The following is a 17,045-nucleotide window of genomic DNA, read 5'->3' as shown; positions in this document are numbered from 1 at the left end:
AGGCGGCGATCGTCAGAGGAGTTCCAGCGTTACAGTAAGCTCGTCGCCCTCGGCCAGCCCTGCCCTGCGTCGCACATCCGCCTTGACCGGGAGCAGGTAGCCACCGTCCTTCTGCGGGAAAACTGAGGTGCGCCAAGTGACGTCGCGGATCGTGGCCTCGACCCGCACCGAGCGAAATCCGCGCGGGCTCCCGAAGGCATGGGCCTTGATCTCCCCCGATTGCTCCTCGGGCACGGTGACAAAATACCAGCTTCCCGTCGCTTCGCTGCGCCAAGTCCAAAGCAGCGAGGCGAAGGCGATCATTACCTGGTCAGCTTCCGATAGGTCATGCGCCCGGGGCGCGTGGCCTCTTCGCCCAGGCGCCTGACCTTGTCTTCCTCGTAAGCGGCGAAATTGCCTTCGAACCATTCGACATGCGCATCGCCCTCAAAGGCAAGGATGTGCGTCGCCAGGCGATCGAGGAAGAAGCGATCGTGGCTGATCACCACAGCGCAACCGGCGAAATTCTCGATCGCTTCTTCGAGCGCGCCCAAGGTCTCGACGTCGAGATCGTTGGTCGGCTCGTCGAGCAGGAGCACGTTGCCGCCGCGCTTCAGCATTTTGGCGATATTGACGCGGTTGCGCTCACCACCGGACAGCTTGCCGACGTTCTTCTGCTGGTCCTGCCCTTTGAAGTTGAAAGCGCCGACATAAGCCCGCGTCGACTGGTCGTGGCCGTTGACCTTCATATAGTCGAGGCCGTCGGAGATTTCCTGCCAGACGTTGTTCTTCTCGTTCAAATGGTCGCGGCTCTGGTCGACGTAGCCGAGGTGCACGGTCGGGCCGATATCGACGTTGCCGGAATCGGGCTTTTCCTGGCCGGTGATCAGCTTGAACAGGGTCGACTTGCCGGCGCCGTTGGGGCCGATGACGCCGACGATCCCGCCCGGCGGAAGCGTGAAGGACAGGTTTTCGAACAACAGTTTGTCGCCATAGGCTTTGGTGACGCCGTTGACCTCGATCACCTTGCCGCCAAGCCGTTCGGGCACCTGGATAAGGATTTCGGCCTTGCCGGGGATCCGCTTCTCCTGGCTGGCGACGAGCTGATCGAACTTGGCGATACGCGCCTTCGACTTGGTCTGGCGCGCCTTGGCGCCCTGCCGGATCCACTCAAGCTCGTCCTTGATCGCCTTCTGGCGCCCGGATTCCTCGCGGTCCTCCTGCTCGAGCCGCTTGGCCTTCTTCTCCAGATAGGTCGAATAATTGCCTTCGTACGGGAAGTACTTCCCGCGATCGATTTCGAGGATCCATTCCACCACATTGTCGAGGAAGTAGCGGTCGTGGGTGATCATCAGCACCGCGCCGGCATATTCCTTGAGGTGCTGTTCGAGCCACTGGACGCTTTCGGCGTCGAGGTGGTTGGTCGGCTCGTCCAGGAGCAGGATCGACGGCTTCTGGATCAGCAGCCGGGTCAGCGCGACGCGGCGCTTTTCACCGCCGGACAGGTTCTCCACCGCGGAATCCGACGGCGGGCAGCGCAATGCTTCCATCGCCACTTCAAGCTGATTGTCGAGCGTCCATCCGTCGGCGGCGTCGATCTTGCCCTGAAGGTCGCCCATTTCTTCCATCAGCGCGTCGAAATCAGTGTCGTCCTTGGGATCGCCCATCTCGGCCGAAATGGCGTTGAAGCGATCGACCATGTCGGCGATGTCGCGCGCCCCGTCCTTGACGTTCTCAAGCACCGTCTTGCTTGGGTCGAGCTGCGGTTCCTGCGCCAGATAGCCGACAGTGATGTTCTCGCCCGGCCAGGCCTCGCCCTGAAATTCGGTATCGATGCCGGCCATGATCTTCATCAGCGTCGACTTGCCGGCGCCGTTGGGGCCGACGATGCCGATCTTAGCGCCGTGATAGAATTGCAGGTTGATGTTGCTGAGCACCGGCTTTGCGGCGCCGGGGAAGGACTTGGTCATGTCCTTCATCACAAATGCGTATTGAGCGGCCATTGGGGTCGCGGGTCCTTTAAGATGTGCGGGGTTAGCGGCGCAATTAGGGGATGCGCAGGCGCATTTCTAGATGCACGTCATCGCGAGAAGCCAAAGGCGACGCGGCAATCCGGGACGCTGGATCGCTGCGCCGCGCTCGCGATGACCGACTTTCCTAGAACGGCAGCTTGAAGCCCGGGGGAAGCGGGATGCCGGCCGTCATTTTCTGCATTTCCGGGCCGGCAGCGGCGTCGGCCTTGGCGCGCGCATCGTTGATTGCGGCGGTGACCAAGTCCTCCAGCATCGATTTTTCCGACGGCTGAAGCAGGCTTTCGTCGATCGTCACGGCGATGATCCGCCCCTTGGCCGAGGCCTTGACCTTGACCATGCCGCCGCCCGCCGCGCCCTCGACCTCGATATTCTCAAGGTTGTCCTGCGCCTTTTGCATTTCGGCCTGGACCTCCTGCGCCATCTTCATGATCTCATCCAGGTTCGGCATCTCAGGCATGGTCATCAACCTCTTGTATTGGAATAGGATTCAAGTTCCGCCTCGGGGAAAGCGTCGAACGCGGCGCGAACCGCCGGGTCCTGGAGGACGTCATTGCGAACGCGCTCCTCGGCCATTTTCTCCTGCTCCAGAAGCGACGGCTCGGCCGCTTCGTCGGCAATGGAGACGGTCCACGTCTGGCCGGTGATCGCCTTGAGCGCGGCAGCAAGGTCTCGGGGCCAGTCCGTGCCCAGTGGGCGCAGCGGTTTCACCACCAGCTCCGGCGCGGCATAGCGCACCAGGCCGACCTGGTCGTGCATTTGTTGGGCGAGCAGCGCCTTGCGATTGTTTTCAAGCGTCGCGACCAGTGCCCGGAAGTCCGCGGGCAATTGCGCCGCCGGCGCCGATGGGGACGCCTGAGACGGCGCCCCCGGCTTGCCGGCGGTTACGGCGGCACCGTTCAAGCGGTCGAGGATCGCCGCCGGGTCGGGCATTTCGGCCGAATGGATCAGCCGCAGCACGGCCATCGTCGCGGCCTCCGACGGTTCCGGCGCCGTCGTGACGTCAGCCAGGCCCTTGAGCAGCATCTGCCACAAGCGATGAATTTGCGCCCAGGACAGCTTGGCGGCGAGCACTTCCGCGAATTGACGCTGTTCAGCCGACAGGAGCACGTCGGCATTAGCGCCGGCTTTCGAGCGGCTGGCCCCGTGCAATGCCTCCATCAAACCGCGCAGCAGCGACAGCGGGTCGATGCCAAGGTCGTGGGCCTGGTCGAGCGCGGCGAGCGCTCCCGGCGTGTCGCCGTCGAGAATGAGCTGCAGCAGGTCACGGATCCGGCCGCGATCGGCAAGGCCAAGCATTTCGCGCACCTGCGCCGCAGAAACGCTGCCGCCGCCATGGGCAATCGCCTGGTCGAGAATCGAAAGCCCGTCGCGGGCGGAGCCCTCGGCGGCACGGACGATCATCGTCAGTGCGTCATCCTCAACCTCGACGCCTTCGAGGCGCGCGACTTCCTTGAAATGAGCGATGAGCTTCTCAGCCGGTATCCGGCGCAGGTCGAACCGCTGCGTCCGCGACAACACCGTCACCGGCACCTTGTTCACTTCGGTTGTCGCGAACAGGAACTTCACATGTTCAGGCGGTTCCTCAAGAGTCTTCAGCAACGCATTGAAAGCGTTCTTCGACAGCATGTGAACTTCGTCGATAATGTAGATCTTGTAGCGCGCCGATACCGATGCGTAGCGAACCGCATCGATGATCTCGCGGACGTCGTCGACGCCGGTGTGCGAGGCGGCGTCCATTTCCACGACGTCGATGTGCCGGCCCTCGGCGATTGCGCGGCAATTCTCGCACTCGCCGCAGGGGGCGATGGTCGGGCCGCCCTGCCCGTCTGGGCCGATGCAGTTAAGAGCCTTGGCGATCAGGCGCGCCGTCGAGGTCTTGCCGACCCCCCGGACGCCGGTCAGCAGGAAGGCGTGAGCAACCCGGCCGCGTTCGATGGCGTTGGCGAGGGTTTGCACCATCGCCTCCTGCCCGATCAATTGGTCGAAGCTTTGCGGGCGGTATTTGCGGGCGAGCACGCGATACGGCGAAGCGGCGCTCTTCGGCGCTTCCGGCAGGTCCAGTCCCAATCCCAGCGATTCGTCGGTCATTGCGGTCGGTTTACGGGGTTCGCGCCGTCATTGCGAGGCGCGCATCCCTGCAATCCGCAAGGGCGACGGCTTCGCTTGGCTCAAGATGAAAAGGAGGGTGGAAGCCGACGACCCGGCACCAAATCGTTGTGGCTGCTTCCTTCCGGACCTGACCAGGTTGGCGACAGCGCCGTCCGCCGACTTCCGAGGCGCCATATGGTCGCTAAGCCGTTCCGCCGCAAGCCGTTCAGCCGCGCAGCCAGTTGCGGGCGCCGGACGGGATCCGGACGCTGAGCGTTTCCAGCGCTTCGGTCAGCAGGATCTGGCATGCCAGGCGGGAATGCCTGGTCGCGTGGGCGGCGAGGTCGAGCATGTCCTCTTCCTCCTCGCTGGCCTTGGGAAGTTTCGGAAAATCCTCCGCATCGACGATTACGTGGCAGGTCGAACAGCTCATCACGCCTTCGCAGGCGCCCTCGAGCGGCTGGTTCGCCGCCCAGGCGACGTCGAGCAACCGCTGGCCCGGCTCTGCCTCGACCTCGCGGTCGAGCGTACCGTCGGCCTTGTGGAACCGGACTGTCGTCACGCCGCGAACTGCTCCTGGCGGGCCGCTGCGGCCTCAATCTGGCCGATCGCGTCGCGCAACTCCTCCTGCGTGGTGTAGCGGCCGAAGCCGAGCCGGATCGAGGAACGCGCCTGGCGATCGCTGAGGCCGAGCGCGCGGAGCACATGGCTGGGCCGGCCCGAACCGCTGGCGCAGGCGGAGCCGAGCGAAAGCGCTATCCCGCGCAGCTCGCCAAGTAACCGGCCGGCGTCGAGCCCATCGCGGCGGAGGTTGAGGTTGCCGCGGTAGCGCTGGCCAACACTGCCGTTGACGATCCAGCCCGGGCCGAGCGCCGCCAGCGCCGCGTTCCACAAGTCCTCGACATGATCGCAGTCCCGGTCGTGACGTTCTGACGCCAGCTTCGCCGCCGCGCCGAATCCGGCGCACAGCGCTGGAGAAAGCGTGCCGGAGCGAAGACCGCGTTCCTGCCCGCCGCCGTGGATCAGCGGCGCCGGTTCGCAGCCTTCGCGCATCCACAGCGCGCCAATGCCCTTGGGTCCGTGAACCTTGTGGGCGGAGACTGCGACCAGGTCGGGGCCGTCGGGGATGGTCACACGGCCAAGCGCCTGCACCGCGTCGCAGAGCATCAGAGCGCCGGCTGCATGGGCGAGCCTGGCGACCTCCGCCACCGGCTGGATGACGCCAATCTCGTTGTTGACCAGCATCACCGCGACCAGCAGCACGCGATCGTCGAGCGCCGCTTCGAGCGCCGAGAGATCGAGCAGACCGTCACTACTTACGGGAAGGCGCGTGACCTTAGCGCCCTGCCCTTCGAGCCAGGCGCAGCTGTCGAGCACGGCGGCATGCTCCGTCTCAACCGTAAGGATGCGATTGCGGCCGTCGCGCGCCTTCTCGACACTGCCCTTGAGCGCCCAATTGAGCGCCTCGGTCGCGCTGCCGGTGAATGCGAGCGAACCGCCGTCGAGACCGATGGCGCGTTCGACGCGGTCGCGCGCAACCTCGACCGCGGCAGCGGCCTCGGCGCCCCAACGCGACGGCGAGTGAGGATTGGCGAACTTGTCTTCGACCCACGGTTGCATCGCGGCTGCCGCTTCCGGCGCAAGCGGGGTGGTGGCCTGGTAATCGAGGTAGATCATGCCGCTTTCGCCCCGACGCGCCTTGCGATCGCCGCCCATTCGGCGAGGAAGGCGTCGATGTCGGCTTCCGAGGTTTCCGGGCCGAAGCTGATGCGCAAGGCGGAGCTTGCGACCTGCGGCGGCACGGCCATGGCGCGAAGGACGTCGCTCGCCTTCATCTTGCCGCTGGAACAGGCGCTGCCGGCGCTGACCGCGAAACCGGCGAGGTCGAACTGGACGAGAAGGGTCGATTGGTCGGCCCCCGGCAATGCGATCGCGCCAATGTTGGCGATGCGCGGACTATCCTCGGCAATGACGAGGCCGCCGCTGGCCTTTACGCCCTCGTCGAGGCGGCTGCGCAGCTTGGCGAGGCGGGGCATCGCGGCGGCAAAGGCGCGGCTCTCGAGCGCGGCCGCGAAGCCTGCGGCCGAAGGCGCGTCCTGCGTCCCGCGTCGATAACCCTGCTCCTGCCCGCCGACCGCACTCAGTGCGCCAAGGTCCTTGACGAGCAGAGCGCCGATGCCGGGCGGGCCGCCAAGCTTATGGGCGGAGACCGCGATGAAGTCGGCGTCGGGAAGGTCGATCTTGCCCGCGCTCTGGGCGCAATCGGCCAGCAGCAGCGAACCGCTTTCGCGCACGATCGCGGCGATCTCGCCCAGCTGCTGGATGACGCCCGTTTCGTTATTGACCTGCTGGATCGCGACCACGGCGGGCTCCTTGAGCGCCCTTGCCAATGCATCGCAGTCGATCAGGCCGTCGGGTCCCACCGAAATGATCGCCGCCTCGGGCCCGAAGGCGTGCGGCACGATCGAATGCTCGGTGGCGCCGACCACCCGCAGGGCGGGCTTGGCGCGGCTGGCGACGATTTCCACCGCTTCGCTGGCGCCGGACGTGAAGATGACGTCATGACGCCAGACAAGCGCTTGCTTGAGGGATTCCCTCGCTTTTTCGAGAATGGCACGGGCGGCGCGGCCATCCGCATGGGGCGAACTGGGGTTGGCCCAGCTGTCCATGGCGCGCACCATCGCCTGCCGCGCCGATGGCAGCACCGGCGTGGTCGCGGCGTGGTCGAGGTAGATGCGATCCTTCATTTTGCGCGGATAACTGCCGATTGCCTGTTCAACCCGCCTGCCTATATAGGAGCCGCCGCCGCGGTGCACCCGTGGCCCCATCATTTACGCGAGCAGCCGCACCCATGCCCGAAGTCATTTTCCCAGGTCCCGAGGGGCGCCTTGAAGGCCGCTTCCACCCCGGCCCGCGCCCGCGCGCACCCGTTGCGATGATCCTCCATTCGCACCCGCAGGCCGGCGGGACGATGAACAACAAAATCGTCCAGCTGCTCTACCAAACCTTCGTCAAGCGCGGCTTCGCGACGCTTCGCTTCAACTTCCGCGGCGTCGGCAAGAGCCAGGGCACGTTCGACAATGGCGTCGGCGAGCTTAGCGACGCGGCCAGCGCCCTCGACTGGGTGCAGCAGATCCATCCCGAGGCTGAAACGACCTGGATCGCGGGCGTGAGCTTCGGCGCGTGGATCGGCATGCAGCTGCTGATGCGCCGTCCCGAGATCAAGGGCTTCATCTCGATCGCCCCGCCGGCGAACATGTACGATTTCAGCTTCCTCGCCCCCTGCCCGTCATCCGGGATCATCATCCAGGGCGAATCCGATGAAGTGGTGACTCCGAGCGCGGTCCAGAAGCTGGTCGACAAGCTTCGCACCCAGCGCCACATTACCATCCATCACGACACTATCCCGGGCGCCAACCACTTCTTTGCCAACGAGCTCGACCTGCTGATGAAGAGCGTCGACGACTATCTCGACATGCGATTGGCCACCGACCCCAAGCGGCAGCCTATAAAGTCCAAATCAGGACGTTAGCGGCAACGACTGCGGCCGCTGCGAGCATCAGCACCCCGCGGCTGCGGCTGCTGCGATCACGCAGGAGCTTGAACCCGCCGATTGCGAGCAGGAACGCGGCGATCATGGCAATTGCCATCGCTGCCGATGAAAGATCGTTCAAAGCGGCTACATCCTTCACCAACACTTAACCGTAGTTGCGCCATTGTGGCGCAATGAACCTGGCCGAGCAGCAAGAACGCCTGGACGAGGCGTTCGAACGGATCGAGGAAACGATCCTGCCCTGCATCGCGATGATGCTCGATACGCTCATTGACGCCTCTGCCGGCCTTGGCGAAAGCGATCCCAAGGCCCTTGCTGCCGAGCTACGCACACTGGCCGCCGAGCTCGAGGAGTTGACGCAGGCGGTAGAACATTCGAGCCCCGCCCAGGTCGAGCCGGGCCAATATCGCACCGTCGCCGCCTAGCCTTCGACGATCGACGCATGAAGTTCGGGATCGATATTCCCGCCCGACAAGACCACCACCATTCCCTCGACCAACTGAGCCTTCGCAGCGAGCACGGCCGCCAAAGCAGCCGCACCGCCGGCTTCAACGGTCAGCCCATGCTCCCGCCACGCGATGCGAACCGCCTGCGTGACTTCGTCATCGGTGACGACCAGCGCCTGGGCCGAGCGCCGCTGCAAAATTCCGAAAGTGATCGGCGAGACCCGCGGGGTCTGCAGGGCGTCGCACAGCGTAGTCGGCGGGTTGGGCTGAACCGGAACGATCGCGCCGCCCTCCAGCGAACGCCGCATGTCGTCCCAGCCCTCCGGCTCGACGATGACGATTTCAGCGTCGGGACAGGCGAGCGCAATTCCGGCGGCAAGCCCGCCGCCGCCGCAGGGGATGACGATTTGGCGCGGCGGAATTGGCATCTGGTCCAGGATTTCCAGCCCAACCGTCCCCTGACCGGCAACAATCGCCGGATCGTCGAAGCTGGGCACGACGGTGGCGCCCTGCTCTTGCGCTATCTTGGCGGCGATCTCTTCGCGGCTCTGCCTGGAGCGGTCGTAGAAAACGATCTCGGCACCGTGGCTGCGGGTGGCGTCGATCTTCACCGCCGGCGCATCGGATGGCATGACGATGGTCGCGCGGATGCCAAGGCGGCTGGCAGCAATGGCGACGCCCTGCGCGTGATTACCCGACGAGAAAGCGACCACGCCCTGGGCTTGCTCGGCCGGAGATAGCTGGCGCAGGCGATTGGTGGCGCCGCGCAATTTGAACGCGCCGCCCGTCTGCAGGGATTCGCATTTCAGCCACATCGTGCGGCCCGAAATCCGCGTTTCGATGAGCGGGGTTTGCTCGACGTCGCTGCGGATGCTGTCCGCCGCCTCCAGAATGTCGCTGCGCGTCACTGTCACCGTGCGTGAAAACCCTTTTACATCATTAGTTTAGCTGAACCGTGGTCGACGAGGGACGAATCGCGCCGAGGGCCAGAAAAGGCGGCCGGAAAATCCTTTACAGAGGGGGTCGCCGTCCATATATCGCCCCCCTCGCTGCCCCATGGGACTTCCAACCGCAAGGCAGCTTTCGTCAACGTTCGCCGAAAGGCACTTGGAGGTCCCTTGAATTGCACAAGCATCATCGCGCGCTGGGGCTAGCGACCGCCCCGTCCGGCATCCGCTGCGGTGCCGATCTCGCCAGAATGCGCCCGGCCCAGCCGGTAACGCTGCTTCGTCCCCACGCCGCGCGCCGGGCCGCCCGTTTCTTCGTGGAGAAGTTTCCGGGCCGGTCGCTCTATGCGGTTAAGGCGAACCCGTCGCCCGACTTGCTGCAAATTCTGTGGGAATCGGGCGTCACGCATTACGACGTCGCTTCGATCGGCGAAGTCCGGCTTGTCAGCGAAACCCTTCCCGAGGCCGTGCTGTGCTTCATGCACCCGGTGAAGTCGGCCGAAGCGATTGCCGAAGCCTATTTCACGCATGGCGTCCGCACCTTCTCGCTCGATACGCTGGAAGAGCTGGAGAAGATCGTCCAAGCGACGGCCAGCGACGGCGAAGCCGCGAGCGACCTCAACCTGCTCGTCCGGCTTCGTGTTAGCTCGGAGCACGCCAAGCTCAGCCTCGCCTCGAAGTTCGGGGCCGAAGCCGGCGAAGTGAAGCAATTGCTGATGGCAACCCGCCAGGCCGCGGACGCGCTCGGCATCTGCTTCCATGTCGGCAGCCAGGCGATGAGCCCGTCCGCTTACGCCGAGGCGATGAGCCGTGTTCGCGACGCCATCGTCGAAGCGGCGGTCACGGTCGATATCGTCGACGTCGGGGGCGGTTTTCCGTCCTCCTACCCGGGGATGGAGCCGCCGCCGCTCGAAACCTATTTCGCGGTCATCCACGAGACGTTCGAGAAGCTGCCGGTCAGCTATTCGTCCGAGCTTTGGTGCGAGCCGGGCCGGGCGCTGTGCGCCGAATATGGCAGCCTGGTCGTGCGGGTCGAAAAGCGCCGCGGGAGCGAGCTGTACATCAACGACGGTGCCTATGGCGCGCTGTTCGACGCGGCCCACATCGGCTGGCGCTATCCGGTGCAGTTGCTGCGCGAGCCCGAGTCGCACGTTCGCCCGGCCGAGTTCAGCTTTTACGGGCCGACCTGCGACGACCTCGACCACATGGCTGGCCCCTTCGAATTGCCAGCCGACGTCCAGCCGGGCGACTATATCGAGATCGGCATGCTTGGCGCTTACGGAAGCGCGATGCGGACCGGCTTCAATGGTTTCGGTTCGGAGACGGTCGCGATCGTCGACGACGAGCCGATGGCGAGCCTGTACGGAGCAGCCGAGCCGGCTAAGCGTTCGAACGTGGTGACGCTCTAGAACGAGACAGCCTCGGGTTTCGACCTGAGGCCAAGCGGAGGGTGAGGCTGTCCCCTCCTGAACGGTAACGACAGGCCTCTGACCTCGCTCGCCAGGTGCGGGCGGGGACCATTGGAGTTTCGACATGACTGCGAATTCGAAGATCAACGACACCCGCAAGGCGGAGCTGCTGTCGAGTCCGGTCGAGCATATCGACATCACCAAGTTCGACGCGCGCCCGATCGTCGAGGCGATGGGCAAGATGAGCTTCACCAGCCGCGACCTGTCGCGGGCCACCGGCATCTACAACCAGATGCTGGAGGACAAGGAGTGTTCGATCATCCTGGTCATCGCCGGTTCGACTTCGGCCGGCGGCTGCATGGACCTGTATGCCGAGCTCGTCCGGTCCAACATGGTCGATGCGATCGTCGCCACCGGAGCCACCGTCGTCGACATGGATTTCTTCGAAGCGCTTGGTCACAAGCACTTCCAAGCCAATGAAATTCCTGACGATGATACGCTGCGTTCGCTCTACATCGACCGCATCTACGACACCTACATCGACGAAGAAAAGCTGCAGGAAACCGACTTCACCATCGGCAAGATCGCCGACAGCCTGGAGCCGCGCCCCTATTCGAGCCGCGAGTTCATCAAGGAGATGGGCAAGTGGCTGAGCGAGGGTAACGCCAAGAAGGAAGGCAGCCTGGTCCAGCTCGCTTACGAGCATGACGTGCCGATTTTCTGCCCGGCCTTCGTAGACAGCTCGGCCGGCTTCGGCCTGGTCAAGCACCAGGTCGACGCGATGAAGCGCGGCGGGCATTATATGGTGCTCGACGCCATCGCCGACTTCCGCGAGCTGACCGACATCAAGATCAAGGCCGGCACCACTGGCCTGCTGATGATCGGCGGGGGCGTGCCGAAGAACTTCACGCAGGACACGGTCGTGTGCGCGGAAATCCTGGGACACGACGATGTCGAAGTGCACAAATATGCGGTGCAGATCACGGTGGCCGACGTGCGGGACGGCGCCTGTTCCTCTTCTACCCTCCAGGAAGCGGCGAGCTGGGGCAAGGTGTCGACGGCGATGGAGCAGATGGTGTTCGCCGAAGCGACGTCGGTGCTGCCGCTGCTGGCCAGCGACGCCTGGCACCGCGGGGCCTGGAAAACGCGCGAGAAGCGCCGCTTCGCCAAACTCTTCGACTAAGGTTGCAAGCCGAAACGAAGTGAAGCACCCTCCTCCCGACATTATCGGGGGGAGGGTTTTTCATGCAGCCAAGTCCGTTGCTCGGGCCGGTGGTCGCGCTGGTCGGTTGGACGTTAATCGTGCTTGTCTGGATGGCGATTGCCCGGGCCGGCGAGTTCAAGCGCCTGGGGATCACCCGGGCGAGCATCCCGAACGGGTCGCGCGGCGTCGACCTGGAGCCGCACGCCCGCCCCGAAGCGCAGTGGAAAGCCCACAACTACATGCACCTGGTCGAGCAACCGACGATCTTTTACGCGATCGTCTTTGCGCTGGTGCTGATGGGCTTCGACGATCCGATCAACGTCTGGCTGGCGTGGGGCTATGTCGCCTTGCGCATCGTCCACAGCCTGATCCAGGGCACGGTGAACATCGTGCGCTATCGCTTGGTCGCCTTTGCACTGAGCACCTTGTGCCTGCTCAGCCTGACGATCCACGCGGCGATCCGCCTGCTCGGCTGAACGCCGCCGCAAGCTCGACGTGGGTCGACCAGCGGAACTGGCCGACCGGCTTGATCCATTCGAGTCGATAGCCGCCGTCGACCAGGGTTCGCGCGTCGCGCGCAAACGTTGCAGGGTTGCAGCTGACGTAAGCGATCCGCTCCACCGACGAACTTACGAGCGCCGCCACTTGCTCAGCCGCGCCGGACCGGGGCGGATCGAGGATGACCGCGGCAAAGCGGTTTAGCTCGGACGGATCGAGCGGCCTACGGTAGAGGTCGCGATGATCGACCGCGATCCTGGGCGCGGCGCGCTTGAGGGCCAGGGCGGCGTCCCGGCCGGCTTCCGCAGCGTAGACGTGGCCCGGAAGCGCCAGTGCGAACGTCCCCAGGCCGGCGAACAGGTCGGCGGCGGAGTTCGTGTCGGCGACGATGTCGCGGACCGCCGCCACCAGCGCTGCTTCGCCGTCAGCAGTGGCCTGCAGGAAGCCGCCATGCGGGAACGGCACTCGGACGCCCGACATCTCGATCGTTGCCGGGTTCGGCTCGAACATGGTCTCGGGGCCAAGCCCGTTGTCGAGCGACAGGCGCGCGATACCCTGATCTTCGGCAAAAGCGCTCAGCGCCTCGATCGACTGCAGGCCGTCCGCGGCGACGTTTTTGAAGAGCACGTCCACGCCCTGGTCGATCAGGGTTAGTTGCACTTCGGCAGTCCGCTTGGGTTGCAGCAGCTCGGCGAGCAGTCGACGCAAGGGTTCGAGCAGCGCCAGCAGTTCGCGCCGAAGGATGTGATTTTCCCGCATGTCGACGATTCGGTGCGACTTGGCGGCGTTGAAACCGAGCAGGACCCCCTGCCCGACCTTCAGCGCGCGCAGCGTCGCCCGCCGTCGGCTGTTGGGCGGGGACAAATGCGGCTCGCGGATATCGGTGACGAGATCGTGCTGCGCGAGCGCGGTTTGGATCCGCGACGCGAGGTAATTGCGGTATGCCGCATCGTTGACGTGCTGGAGCTGGCAGCCGCCGCATTCCGGGAAGTGACGGCATGGCGGCGCCTGGTGGTGAGGACCATGTTCCAGCGTCCCGTCGTCGTGGATTCGGTCACCGGGCGCGGCGAAGGCGACGTGGCGTCCGCTCTGCGTGACTCCGTCGCCGCGCGCCGCAATCCGGATAATCTCTTCAGCCATCGCGGAGCGCCAGCGCGGCGGGAATGGCGGCGGCGAGGTCGTCGGCAATCATAAACGGCCCGGCAGCCTCGGCGGCGCGGCCATGTAGCCAGACTGCCGCGCACGCCGCTTCGAACGACTGCAGGCCCTGCGCGCGCAGTGCGGCGGCCATTCCAGCGAGCACATCGCCGGTCCCGGCAGTGGCCAGCCAAGGCGGCGCCGGTGGCGCGAAGCCGAGCCGCCCGTCGGGTGCGGCGACCAGCGTATCCGGCCCCTTGTAGATGACGACGGCACCGGACCGCTGCGCTGCCGCGAGCGCCTGTTCTGCCTTGCTGCCCTGCACGTCGCCGAACAGCGCCGCGAACTCGCCGGCGTGCGGGGTGATGATCGCGTCCTGCCCGCGCAGGCGCTCTGGCTCGCCAAGCGCGCCAATCGCGTCCGCATCGATTACCTTGGGCGCGTGCGACGTCAGTGCGAGCGTCAGGACCTGCGGCAGGTCGCCCATGCCGGGCCCGACGAGAATGCAGCCGATACGCGGGTCGTTGACCGGCGCAGTGTCGGTCTGGACGATTGCCGCAGGCAACCCGTCGATGCTGCGCGAGGTGCTGACGCGGACATAGCCCGCCCCTGCCCGCGCCGCGGCGGTCGCCGCCAAGGCGATGGCGCCAGGCATCTTGCCGGCCAGGAGATGGACGAGGCCGCGCGAATATTTGTGGCCGGCCCGATCGAGCGGCGGGAGGTTCGGCCGACCGATCTCGAACCAGTCGCTTTGCGTCTCGATGCCGATGTCGCCGACCACGACGCGGCCGCAATGCGCCATTGACGGCATCAACCGGTGCGCCGGCTTGAGCGCGCCGAAGGCAACGGTCAGGTCGAAGTCAGGGACAGCGTTCAAAAGCGCGCCGCTGTCGCTGTGCACGCCGGTCGGCAAGTCGCAGGCGATGCGCACCTTAGCGGCCTCGCACAGCCGGAGAAACTGGTGTTCGGCAGCCGCTTCGAGGCCGCGGGACATGCCGGTCCCAAACAGGGCGTCGACGACCACGGGGCCGGTCATCGTTTCAGCCGTGAGCGTTTCTACGGTCCCGGCGAAACGGTCTCTGGCCCGAACCGCGGCTTCGCTTCGCGCTTCGCCGAGCGCGGCGACCCGGACATGGACACCCCGGTCGGCAAGCAGGCGCGCCGCCACATATCCATCGCCGCCATTGTTCCCCGGACCGCACAGCAACAGCACCGGCGCCTTCGCGATGTAGCGGACCACAGCCTCGGCCAAGGCGGTCCCTGCCCGTTCCATCAACTGCTCGACGCTGGCGCCGCCGTCGATCGCGCGCTGTTCCGACGTCCGAATGAAGGACGACGCAAGAATCGGTCGCTGGATCATGCTTGCGCTTAGCGCAGACGGGTTGCGAGGCGCCACCATTCACGCGGGACGGCTTCCGCGGCCCGGTCGCGATCCGCGTCGCTGGCGAAGAATGCAAAGCAGGTCGCGCCGCTGCCCGACATGCGCGCCAGTTCCGCGCCCGGCTGGATCGCGAGCCAGGCGAGAATGCCGCGGATTTGGGGAGCGAGCGCCCCTGCTGCGGCTTCAAGGTCGTTGCGGCCCGACCGCCAGTCCTCAAGCGGCCCGCGATCGACGCCGTCCCAGGCCTTGAACACTTGCTCGGTCGACAGCTCGACACGGGGATTGACCAGGAGCACCGGCGTTCCGGACAGGCCAGGATCGACCCGGTCGAGCTCGTCGCCGCGGCCTCGACCCATCGCCGGTTCGGAGGCCAGGCAGGCGGGAACGTCGGCCCCAAGCTTGCCGGCAATTTCGTCAAGCGAAGCTTCACCTTGCGGTGAATCCCATTGCCGCTGAAGCAGGCGCAGGGCCGCGGCGGCATCGGCCGACCCCCCGCCCAAGCCGGCCGCGACCGGAAGCAGCTTTTCGAGATGGATTGCAGCGCCGGGCGCGCCCGGCGTGGATTGTTGAAGCCGAAGCGCTGCCTGCATCACCAGGTTGAAGGGCACGGATAGCGCACCCGCGAATGGCCCGCTGACTGTCAGCGCCAGTTCGTCGGAAGGCCGGACCGTCAGCAGGTCGCCGTCTTCACAAAAGGCGAAGACGGTTTCGATGTCATGATAGCCGTCGGGGCGACGCGAACGGACGTGAAGCGCCAGGTTGATCTTCGCGAAGGCGACTTCGCGGTCGCTCAACGCGCGGCCGTCGCCGGAGTGAGGCCGGTGGCAAGCTTCGATTTCAGCCGAGTGCTGTCCTCGTCGTCGGCGGTGCTAAGCGCCGCTTCCCAGGCGAAGCGCGCTTCGAACCGGCGCCCGGCGGTGAACAACGCGTCGCCCAAATGCTCGTGGATTTCCGCCTGGGCCGGGTCGCCGACGGCAGCCGCCTGCAACAGCTTGATCGCTTCTTCGGTGCGCCCGCGCTTGAACAATGCCCAACCAAGCGAATCGGTGATCGAAGCATCGTCCGGGACAAGCTCGCTGGCCTTGCGGATCATCGCTTCGGCAGCCTCCAGATCCTCGCCATGCTCAAGCTTCGCATAGCCCAGGAAGTTGAGCAAAGCCGGCTCGTCCGGGGCAAGGCCGAGCGCTTCGACCAAGGCGACTTTGGCTTCCGGCCAACGACCGGCCGATTCCAATGCACTGGCTTGCAACAGCAGCAGCGGCCAACGCTGATCGCCCTGGCCTGCCGGCGTAAGCGCAACGGCGCGGCGATAGGCATCGGCGGCCTCGCCGAACCGCTTCAGGTCGGCGAGCACGTCGCCAAGCCGCGCGAAATCGTCGCTGCTGGCATTTTTCCGGGCGACGCTACGCTGCGCGAGAGCCATGGCTTCCGGCACGCGCTCGGCCTTGGTCAATGCGCGCACCTGTGCGTCGAGTGCCTCGGGGGCGAAGGCATCGTTGGGATCGATCGATCGCAAGACGGCGACGGCGTCCTCGGTCCTGTCGACGCTGGCCAGCAGCGAGCCGAGCAACACCGTGGCAGAGCTGTTTTCAGGCGCTGCGTAGCGGGCCACCTGGAGGACATTGACCGGCGCCCCACGCGGATTGGAGCGGCGCATTTCCAGCGCGAGCGCGACGAGCTGCTCCGAATAAGCCTTGGCGGCAGAATCGATGCGCGCGCCTTTGAGGTTGCCGCCTTCGAGCGCGCGCTGGAGGATGCTCGACGATCCCTTGGCCCCGGCAAGCACGGCGAGCGCGCGTGTCCGGTCCTTGGCCGCATCATAGCCAGCCGCAAGCGCCAGCCGCACCCGAGATTCGCGCGGACCCGCCTTCAACAAAGCTTGCTCGGCAAAAGGCTCGGCTTCCGTACTGCGGCCGAGCCGGAGCAGGATCAGCGCAATCTGTTCGTCGACGAAGCTGCCCAGCGCGCTAGTCTTGGGCACTGCGCGAAGCACCGAGGCCGCCGCGCCGGCATTGCCCGTCTCCGCAGCGCTCCACGCCTGCACCAGCGGCAACCAGAAACTAAGATCGACTTCCTTGTCGGCCAACAGAGCCGAGGCTTCGGCATATTGCCGGCGGCGAAGCGAATCCGCGACCTGCAGCAGCTTGCCATCGATCGAGCGGACACCGCCGGGCGTCGAACGGATCAGCTGCAGAGCAAGCGGCATATTGCCGGCGCTGATCGCCTCGCTGACCGCCCGGGCGACCAAGTCCTTGTCGCCCGACGAGCGGACAAGGGCGGCGTAAAGCTCTGCGGCTTCTCCATGGTCGCCGCCGATCGCCGCCGCCCGCGCCTTCACATAGGCCGTCCCCGGGCTCATCGGGGCGGAAG

The 17,045-nt window shown here is 65.7% G+C and carries 18 protein-coding genes and 1 other RNA gene; 5 read left to right on the top strand and 14 right to left on the bottom strand.

What is annotated here, in order from left to right; translation table 11 throughout:
* Positions 1-12: 12 nt before the first annotated feature.
* The 8 genes from G7078_RS06590 to G7078_RS06555 all read right to left on the bottom strand — a co-directional run bounded on the left by G7078_RS06590 (position 13) and on the right by G7078_RS06555 (position 6,847).
* Entirely contained in the window at positions 13-303 is a 291-nt protein-coding gene (locus G7078_RS06590; protein WP_166094260.1) for a DUF1905 domain-containing protein, read from the bottom strand.
* Positions 303-1,982: an energy-dependent translational throttle protein EttA gene (gene ettA / locus G7078_RS06585; RefSeq protein WP_166094257.1), complete on the bottom strand. Its 1,680-nt coding sequence runs from the start codon at positions 1,980-1,982 to the stop codon at positions 303-305. Before ettA ends, G7078_RS06590 begins: the two co-directional genes overlap by 1 nt.
* Before the next feature lie 154 nt (positions 1,983-2,136).
* Positions 2,137-2,460 (bottom strand): YbaB/EbfC family nucleoid-associated protein, encoded by a 324-nt coding sequence (locus tag G7078_RS06580; protein WP_166096218.1) that lies wholly within the window; start codon positions 2,458-2,460, stop codon positions 2,137-2,139.
* A 14-nt stretch (positions 2,461-2,474) separates the two neighbouring features.
* A complete protein-coding gene (locus tag G7078_RS06575; RefSeq protein ID WP_166094256.1) occupies positions 2,475-4,100 on the bottom strand; it encodes a DNA polymerase III subunit gamma/tau in 1,626 nt (541 codons plus the stop codon).
* A 93-nt stretch (positions 4,101-4,193) separates the two neighbouring features.
* Positions 4,194-4,288, bottom strand: an RNA gene (gene ffs / locus G7078_RS06570) — signal recognition particle sRNA small type.
* 38 nt (positions 4,289-4,326) lie between these two features.
* On the bottom strand, positions 4,327-4,662 hold the full coding sequence (locus tag G7078_RS06565; protein ID WP_166094253.1) for a 2Fe-2S iron-sulfur cluster-binding protein: 336 nt from the start codon (positions 4,660-4,662) through the stop codon (positions 4,327-4,329).
* Positions 4,659-5,816: a cysteine desulfurase family protein gene (locus G7078_RS06560; protein ID WP_425505235.1), complete on the bottom strand. Its 1,158-nt coding sequence runs from the start codon at positions 5,814-5,816 to the stop codon at positions 4,659-4,661. The genes G7078_RS06565 and G7078_RS06560 overlap by 4 nt, the downstream gene beginning before the upstream one ends.
* Positions 5,774-6,847, bottom strand: a complete 1,074-nt coding sequence (locus G7078_RS06555; RefSeq protein ID WP_166094251.1) for a cysteine desulfurase family protein — start codon at positions 6,845-6,847, stop codon at positions 5,774-5,776. Before G7078_RS06555 ends, G7078_RS06560 begins: the two co-directional genes overlap by 43 nt.
* Positions 6,848-6,951: 104 nt before the next feature.
* On the opposite strand from G7078_RS06555, the gene G7078_RS06550 reads away from it, so the two are divergent.
* Positions 6,952-7,632 (top strand): alpha/beta hydrolase, encoded by a 681-nt coding sequence (locus G7078_RS06550; protein WP_166094248.1) that lies wholly within the window; start codon positions 6,952-6,954, stop codon positions 7,630-7,632.
* Here G7078_RS06550 and G7078_RS06545 read toward each other — a convergent pair.
* Positions 7,607-7,798, bottom strand: coding sequence for a hypothetical protein (locus G7078_RS06545; protein WP_166091714.1), 192 nt, complete (start codon positions 7,796-7,798; stop codon positions 7,607-7,609). The genes G7078_RS06550 and G7078_RS06545 overlap by 26 nt on opposite strands.
* Before the next feature lie 28 nt (positions 7,799-7,826).
* On the opposite strand from G7078_RS06545, the gene G7078_RS06540 reads away from it, so the two are divergent.
* The gene (locus G7078_RS06540) at positions 7,827-8,078 is read left to right on the top strand and encodes a hypothetical protein (protein WP_166094246.1); all 252 of its coding nucleotides are present in this window, start codon (positions 7,827-7,829) and stop codon (positions 8,076-8,078) included.
* On the opposite strand, the gene G7078_RS06535 is transcribed toward G7078_RS06540, so the two are convergent.
* Positions 8,075-9,013 carry a threonine ammonia-lyase gene (locus G7078_RS06535; RefSeq protein WP_166094244.1) on the bottom strand — a complete coding sequence of 313 codons (939 nt, stop codon included), beginning with the start codon at positions 9,011-9,013 and terminating at the stop codon, positions 8,075-8,077. The genes G7078_RS06540 and G7078_RS06535 overlap by 4 nt on opposite strands.
* 209 nt (positions 9,014-9,222) lie before the next feature.
* On the opposite strand from G7078_RS06535, the gene G7078_RS06530 reads away from it, so the two are divergent.
* The 3 genes from G7078_RS06530 (at position 9,223) to G7078_RS06520 (ending at position 12,135) form a co-directional block, all read left to right on the top strand.
* Positions 9,223-10,455, top strand: a complete 1,233-nt coding sequence (locus G7078_RS06530) for a type III PLP-dependent enzyme (RefSeq protein ID WP_166094242.1) — start codon at positions 9,223-9,225, stop codon at positions 10,453-10,455.
* A 124-nt stretch (positions 10,456-10,579) separates the two neighbouring features.
* Positions 10,580-11,638, top strand: coding sequence for a 1,9-bis(guanidino)-5-aza-nonane synthase (locus G7078_RS06525; protein ID WP_166094240.1), 1,059 nt, complete (start codon positions 10,580-10,582; stop codon positions 11,636-11,638).
* A gap of 62 nt (positions 11,639-11,700) precedes the next feature.
* Positions 11,701-12,135: an MAPEG family protein gene (locus tag G7078_RS06520; protein WP_166094238.1), complete on the top strand. Its 435-nt coding sequence runs from the start codon at positions 11,701-11,703 to the stop codon at positions 12,133-12,135.
* Here the strand turns inward: G7078_RS06520 and G7078_RS06515 are convergent.
* The 4 genes from G7078_RS06515 to G7078_RS06500 are packed head-to-tail and all read right to left on the bottom strand — an operon-like array spanning position 12,095 to position 17,034.
* Positions 12,095-13,297 carry a class I SAM-dependent RNA methyltransferase gene (locus G7078_RS06515; RefSeq protein WP_166094236.1) on the bottom strand — a complete coding sequence of 401 codons (1,203 nt, stop codon included), beginning with the start codon at positions 13,295-13,297 and terminating at the stop codon, positions 12,095-12,097. The two genes, G7078_RS06520 and G7078_RS06515, sit on opposite strands and share 41 nt — an antisense overlap.
* Entirely contained in the window at positions 13,290-14,654 is a 1,365-nt protein-coding gene (locus G7078_RS06510) for an NAD(P)H-hydrate dehydratase (protein WP_166094234.1), read from the bottom strand. Before G7078_RS06510 ends, G7078_RS06515 begins: the two co-directional genes overlap by 8 nt.
* Before the next feature lie 8 nt (positions 14,655-14,662).
* Positions 14,663-15,469 (bottom strand): 4-(cytidine 5'-diphospho)-2-C-methyl-D-erythritol kinase, encoded by an 807-nt coding sequence (locus G7078_RS06505; protein WP_166094231.1) that lies wholly within the window; start codon positions 15,467-15,469, stop codon positions 14,663-14,665.
* On the bottom strand, positions 15,466-17,034 hold the full coding sequence (locus G7078_RS06500; protein WP_166094229.1) for a tetratricopeptide repeat protein: 1,569 nt from the start codon (positions 17,032-17,034) through the stop codon (positions 15,466-15,468). The genes G7078_RS06505 and G7078_RS06500 overlap by 4 nt, the downstream gene beginning before the upstream one ends.
* Positions 17,035-17,045 lie beyond the last annotated feature (11 nt).

The organism is Sphingomonas sinipercae, from assembly GCF_011302055.1.
GTDB classification, from domain to species: domain Bacteria; phylum Pseudomonadota; class Alphaproteobacteria; order Sphingomonadales; family Sphingomonadaceae; genus Sphingomicrobium; species Sphingomicrobium sinipercae.
The sequence above is the reverse complement of the archived record's forward strand: the minus strand, read 5'-3'. Positions and strand labels throughout refer to the sequence as shown.

Excerpts from the sequence above, each read along its gene's own strand:
- ettA (WP_166094257.1), bottom strand. The coding sequence starts at position 1,982 with ATGGCCGCTCAATACGCATTTGTGATGAAGGACATGACCAAGTCCTTC.
- G7078_RS06540 (WP_166094246.1), top strand. The coding sequence starts at position 7,827 with ATGAACCTGGCCGAGCAGCAAGAACGCCTGGACGAGGCGTTCGAACGG.
- G7078_RS06510 (WP_166094234.1), bottom strand. The coding sequence starts at position 14,654 with ATGATCCAGCGACCGATTCTTGCGTCGTCCTTCATTCGGACGTCGGAA.
- G7078_RS06560 (WP_425505235.1), bottom strand. The coding sequence starts at position 5,816 with ATGGGCGGCGATCGCAAGGCGCGTCGGGGCGAAAGCGGCATGATCTAC.
- G7078_RS06520 (WP_166094238.1), top strand. The coding sequence starts at position 11,701 with ATGCAGCCAAGTCCGTTGCTCGGGCCGGTGGTCGCGCTGGTCGGTTGG.
- G7078_RS06575 (WP_166094256.1), bottom strand. The coding sequence starts at position 4,100 with ATGACCGACGAATCGCTGGGATTGGGACTGGACCTGCCGGAAGCGCCG.
- G7078_RS06525 (WP_166094240.1), top strand. The coding sequence starts at position 10,580 with ATGACTGCGAATTCGAAGATCAACGACACCCGCAAGGCGGAGCTGCTG.
- G7078_RS06500 (WP_166094229.1), bottom strand. The coding sequence starts at position 17,034 with ATGAGCCCGGGGACGGCCTATGTGAAGGCGCGGGCGGCGGCGATCGGC.
- G7078_RS06590 (WP_166094260.1), bottom strand. The coding sequence starts at position 303 with ATGATCGCCTTCGCCTCGCTGCTTTGGACTTGGCGCAGCGAAGCGACG.
- G7078_RS06515 (WP_166094236.1), bottom strand. The coding sequence starts at position 13,297 with ATGGCTGAAGAGATTATCCGGATTGCGGCGCGCGGCGACGGAGTCACG.
- G7078_RS06550 (WP_166094248.1), top strand. The coding sequence starts at position 6,952 with ATGCCCGAAGTCATTTTCCCAGGTCCCGAGGGGCGCCTTGAAGGCCGC.
- G7078_RS06555 (WP_166094251.1), bottom strand. The coding sequence starts at position 6,847 with ATGAAGGATCGCATCTACCTCGACCACGCCGCGACCACGCCGGTGCTG.
- G7078_RS06580 (WP_166096218.1), bottom strand. The coding sequence starts at position 2,460 with ATGCCGAACCTGGATGAGATCATGAAGATGGCGCAGGAGGTCCAGGCC.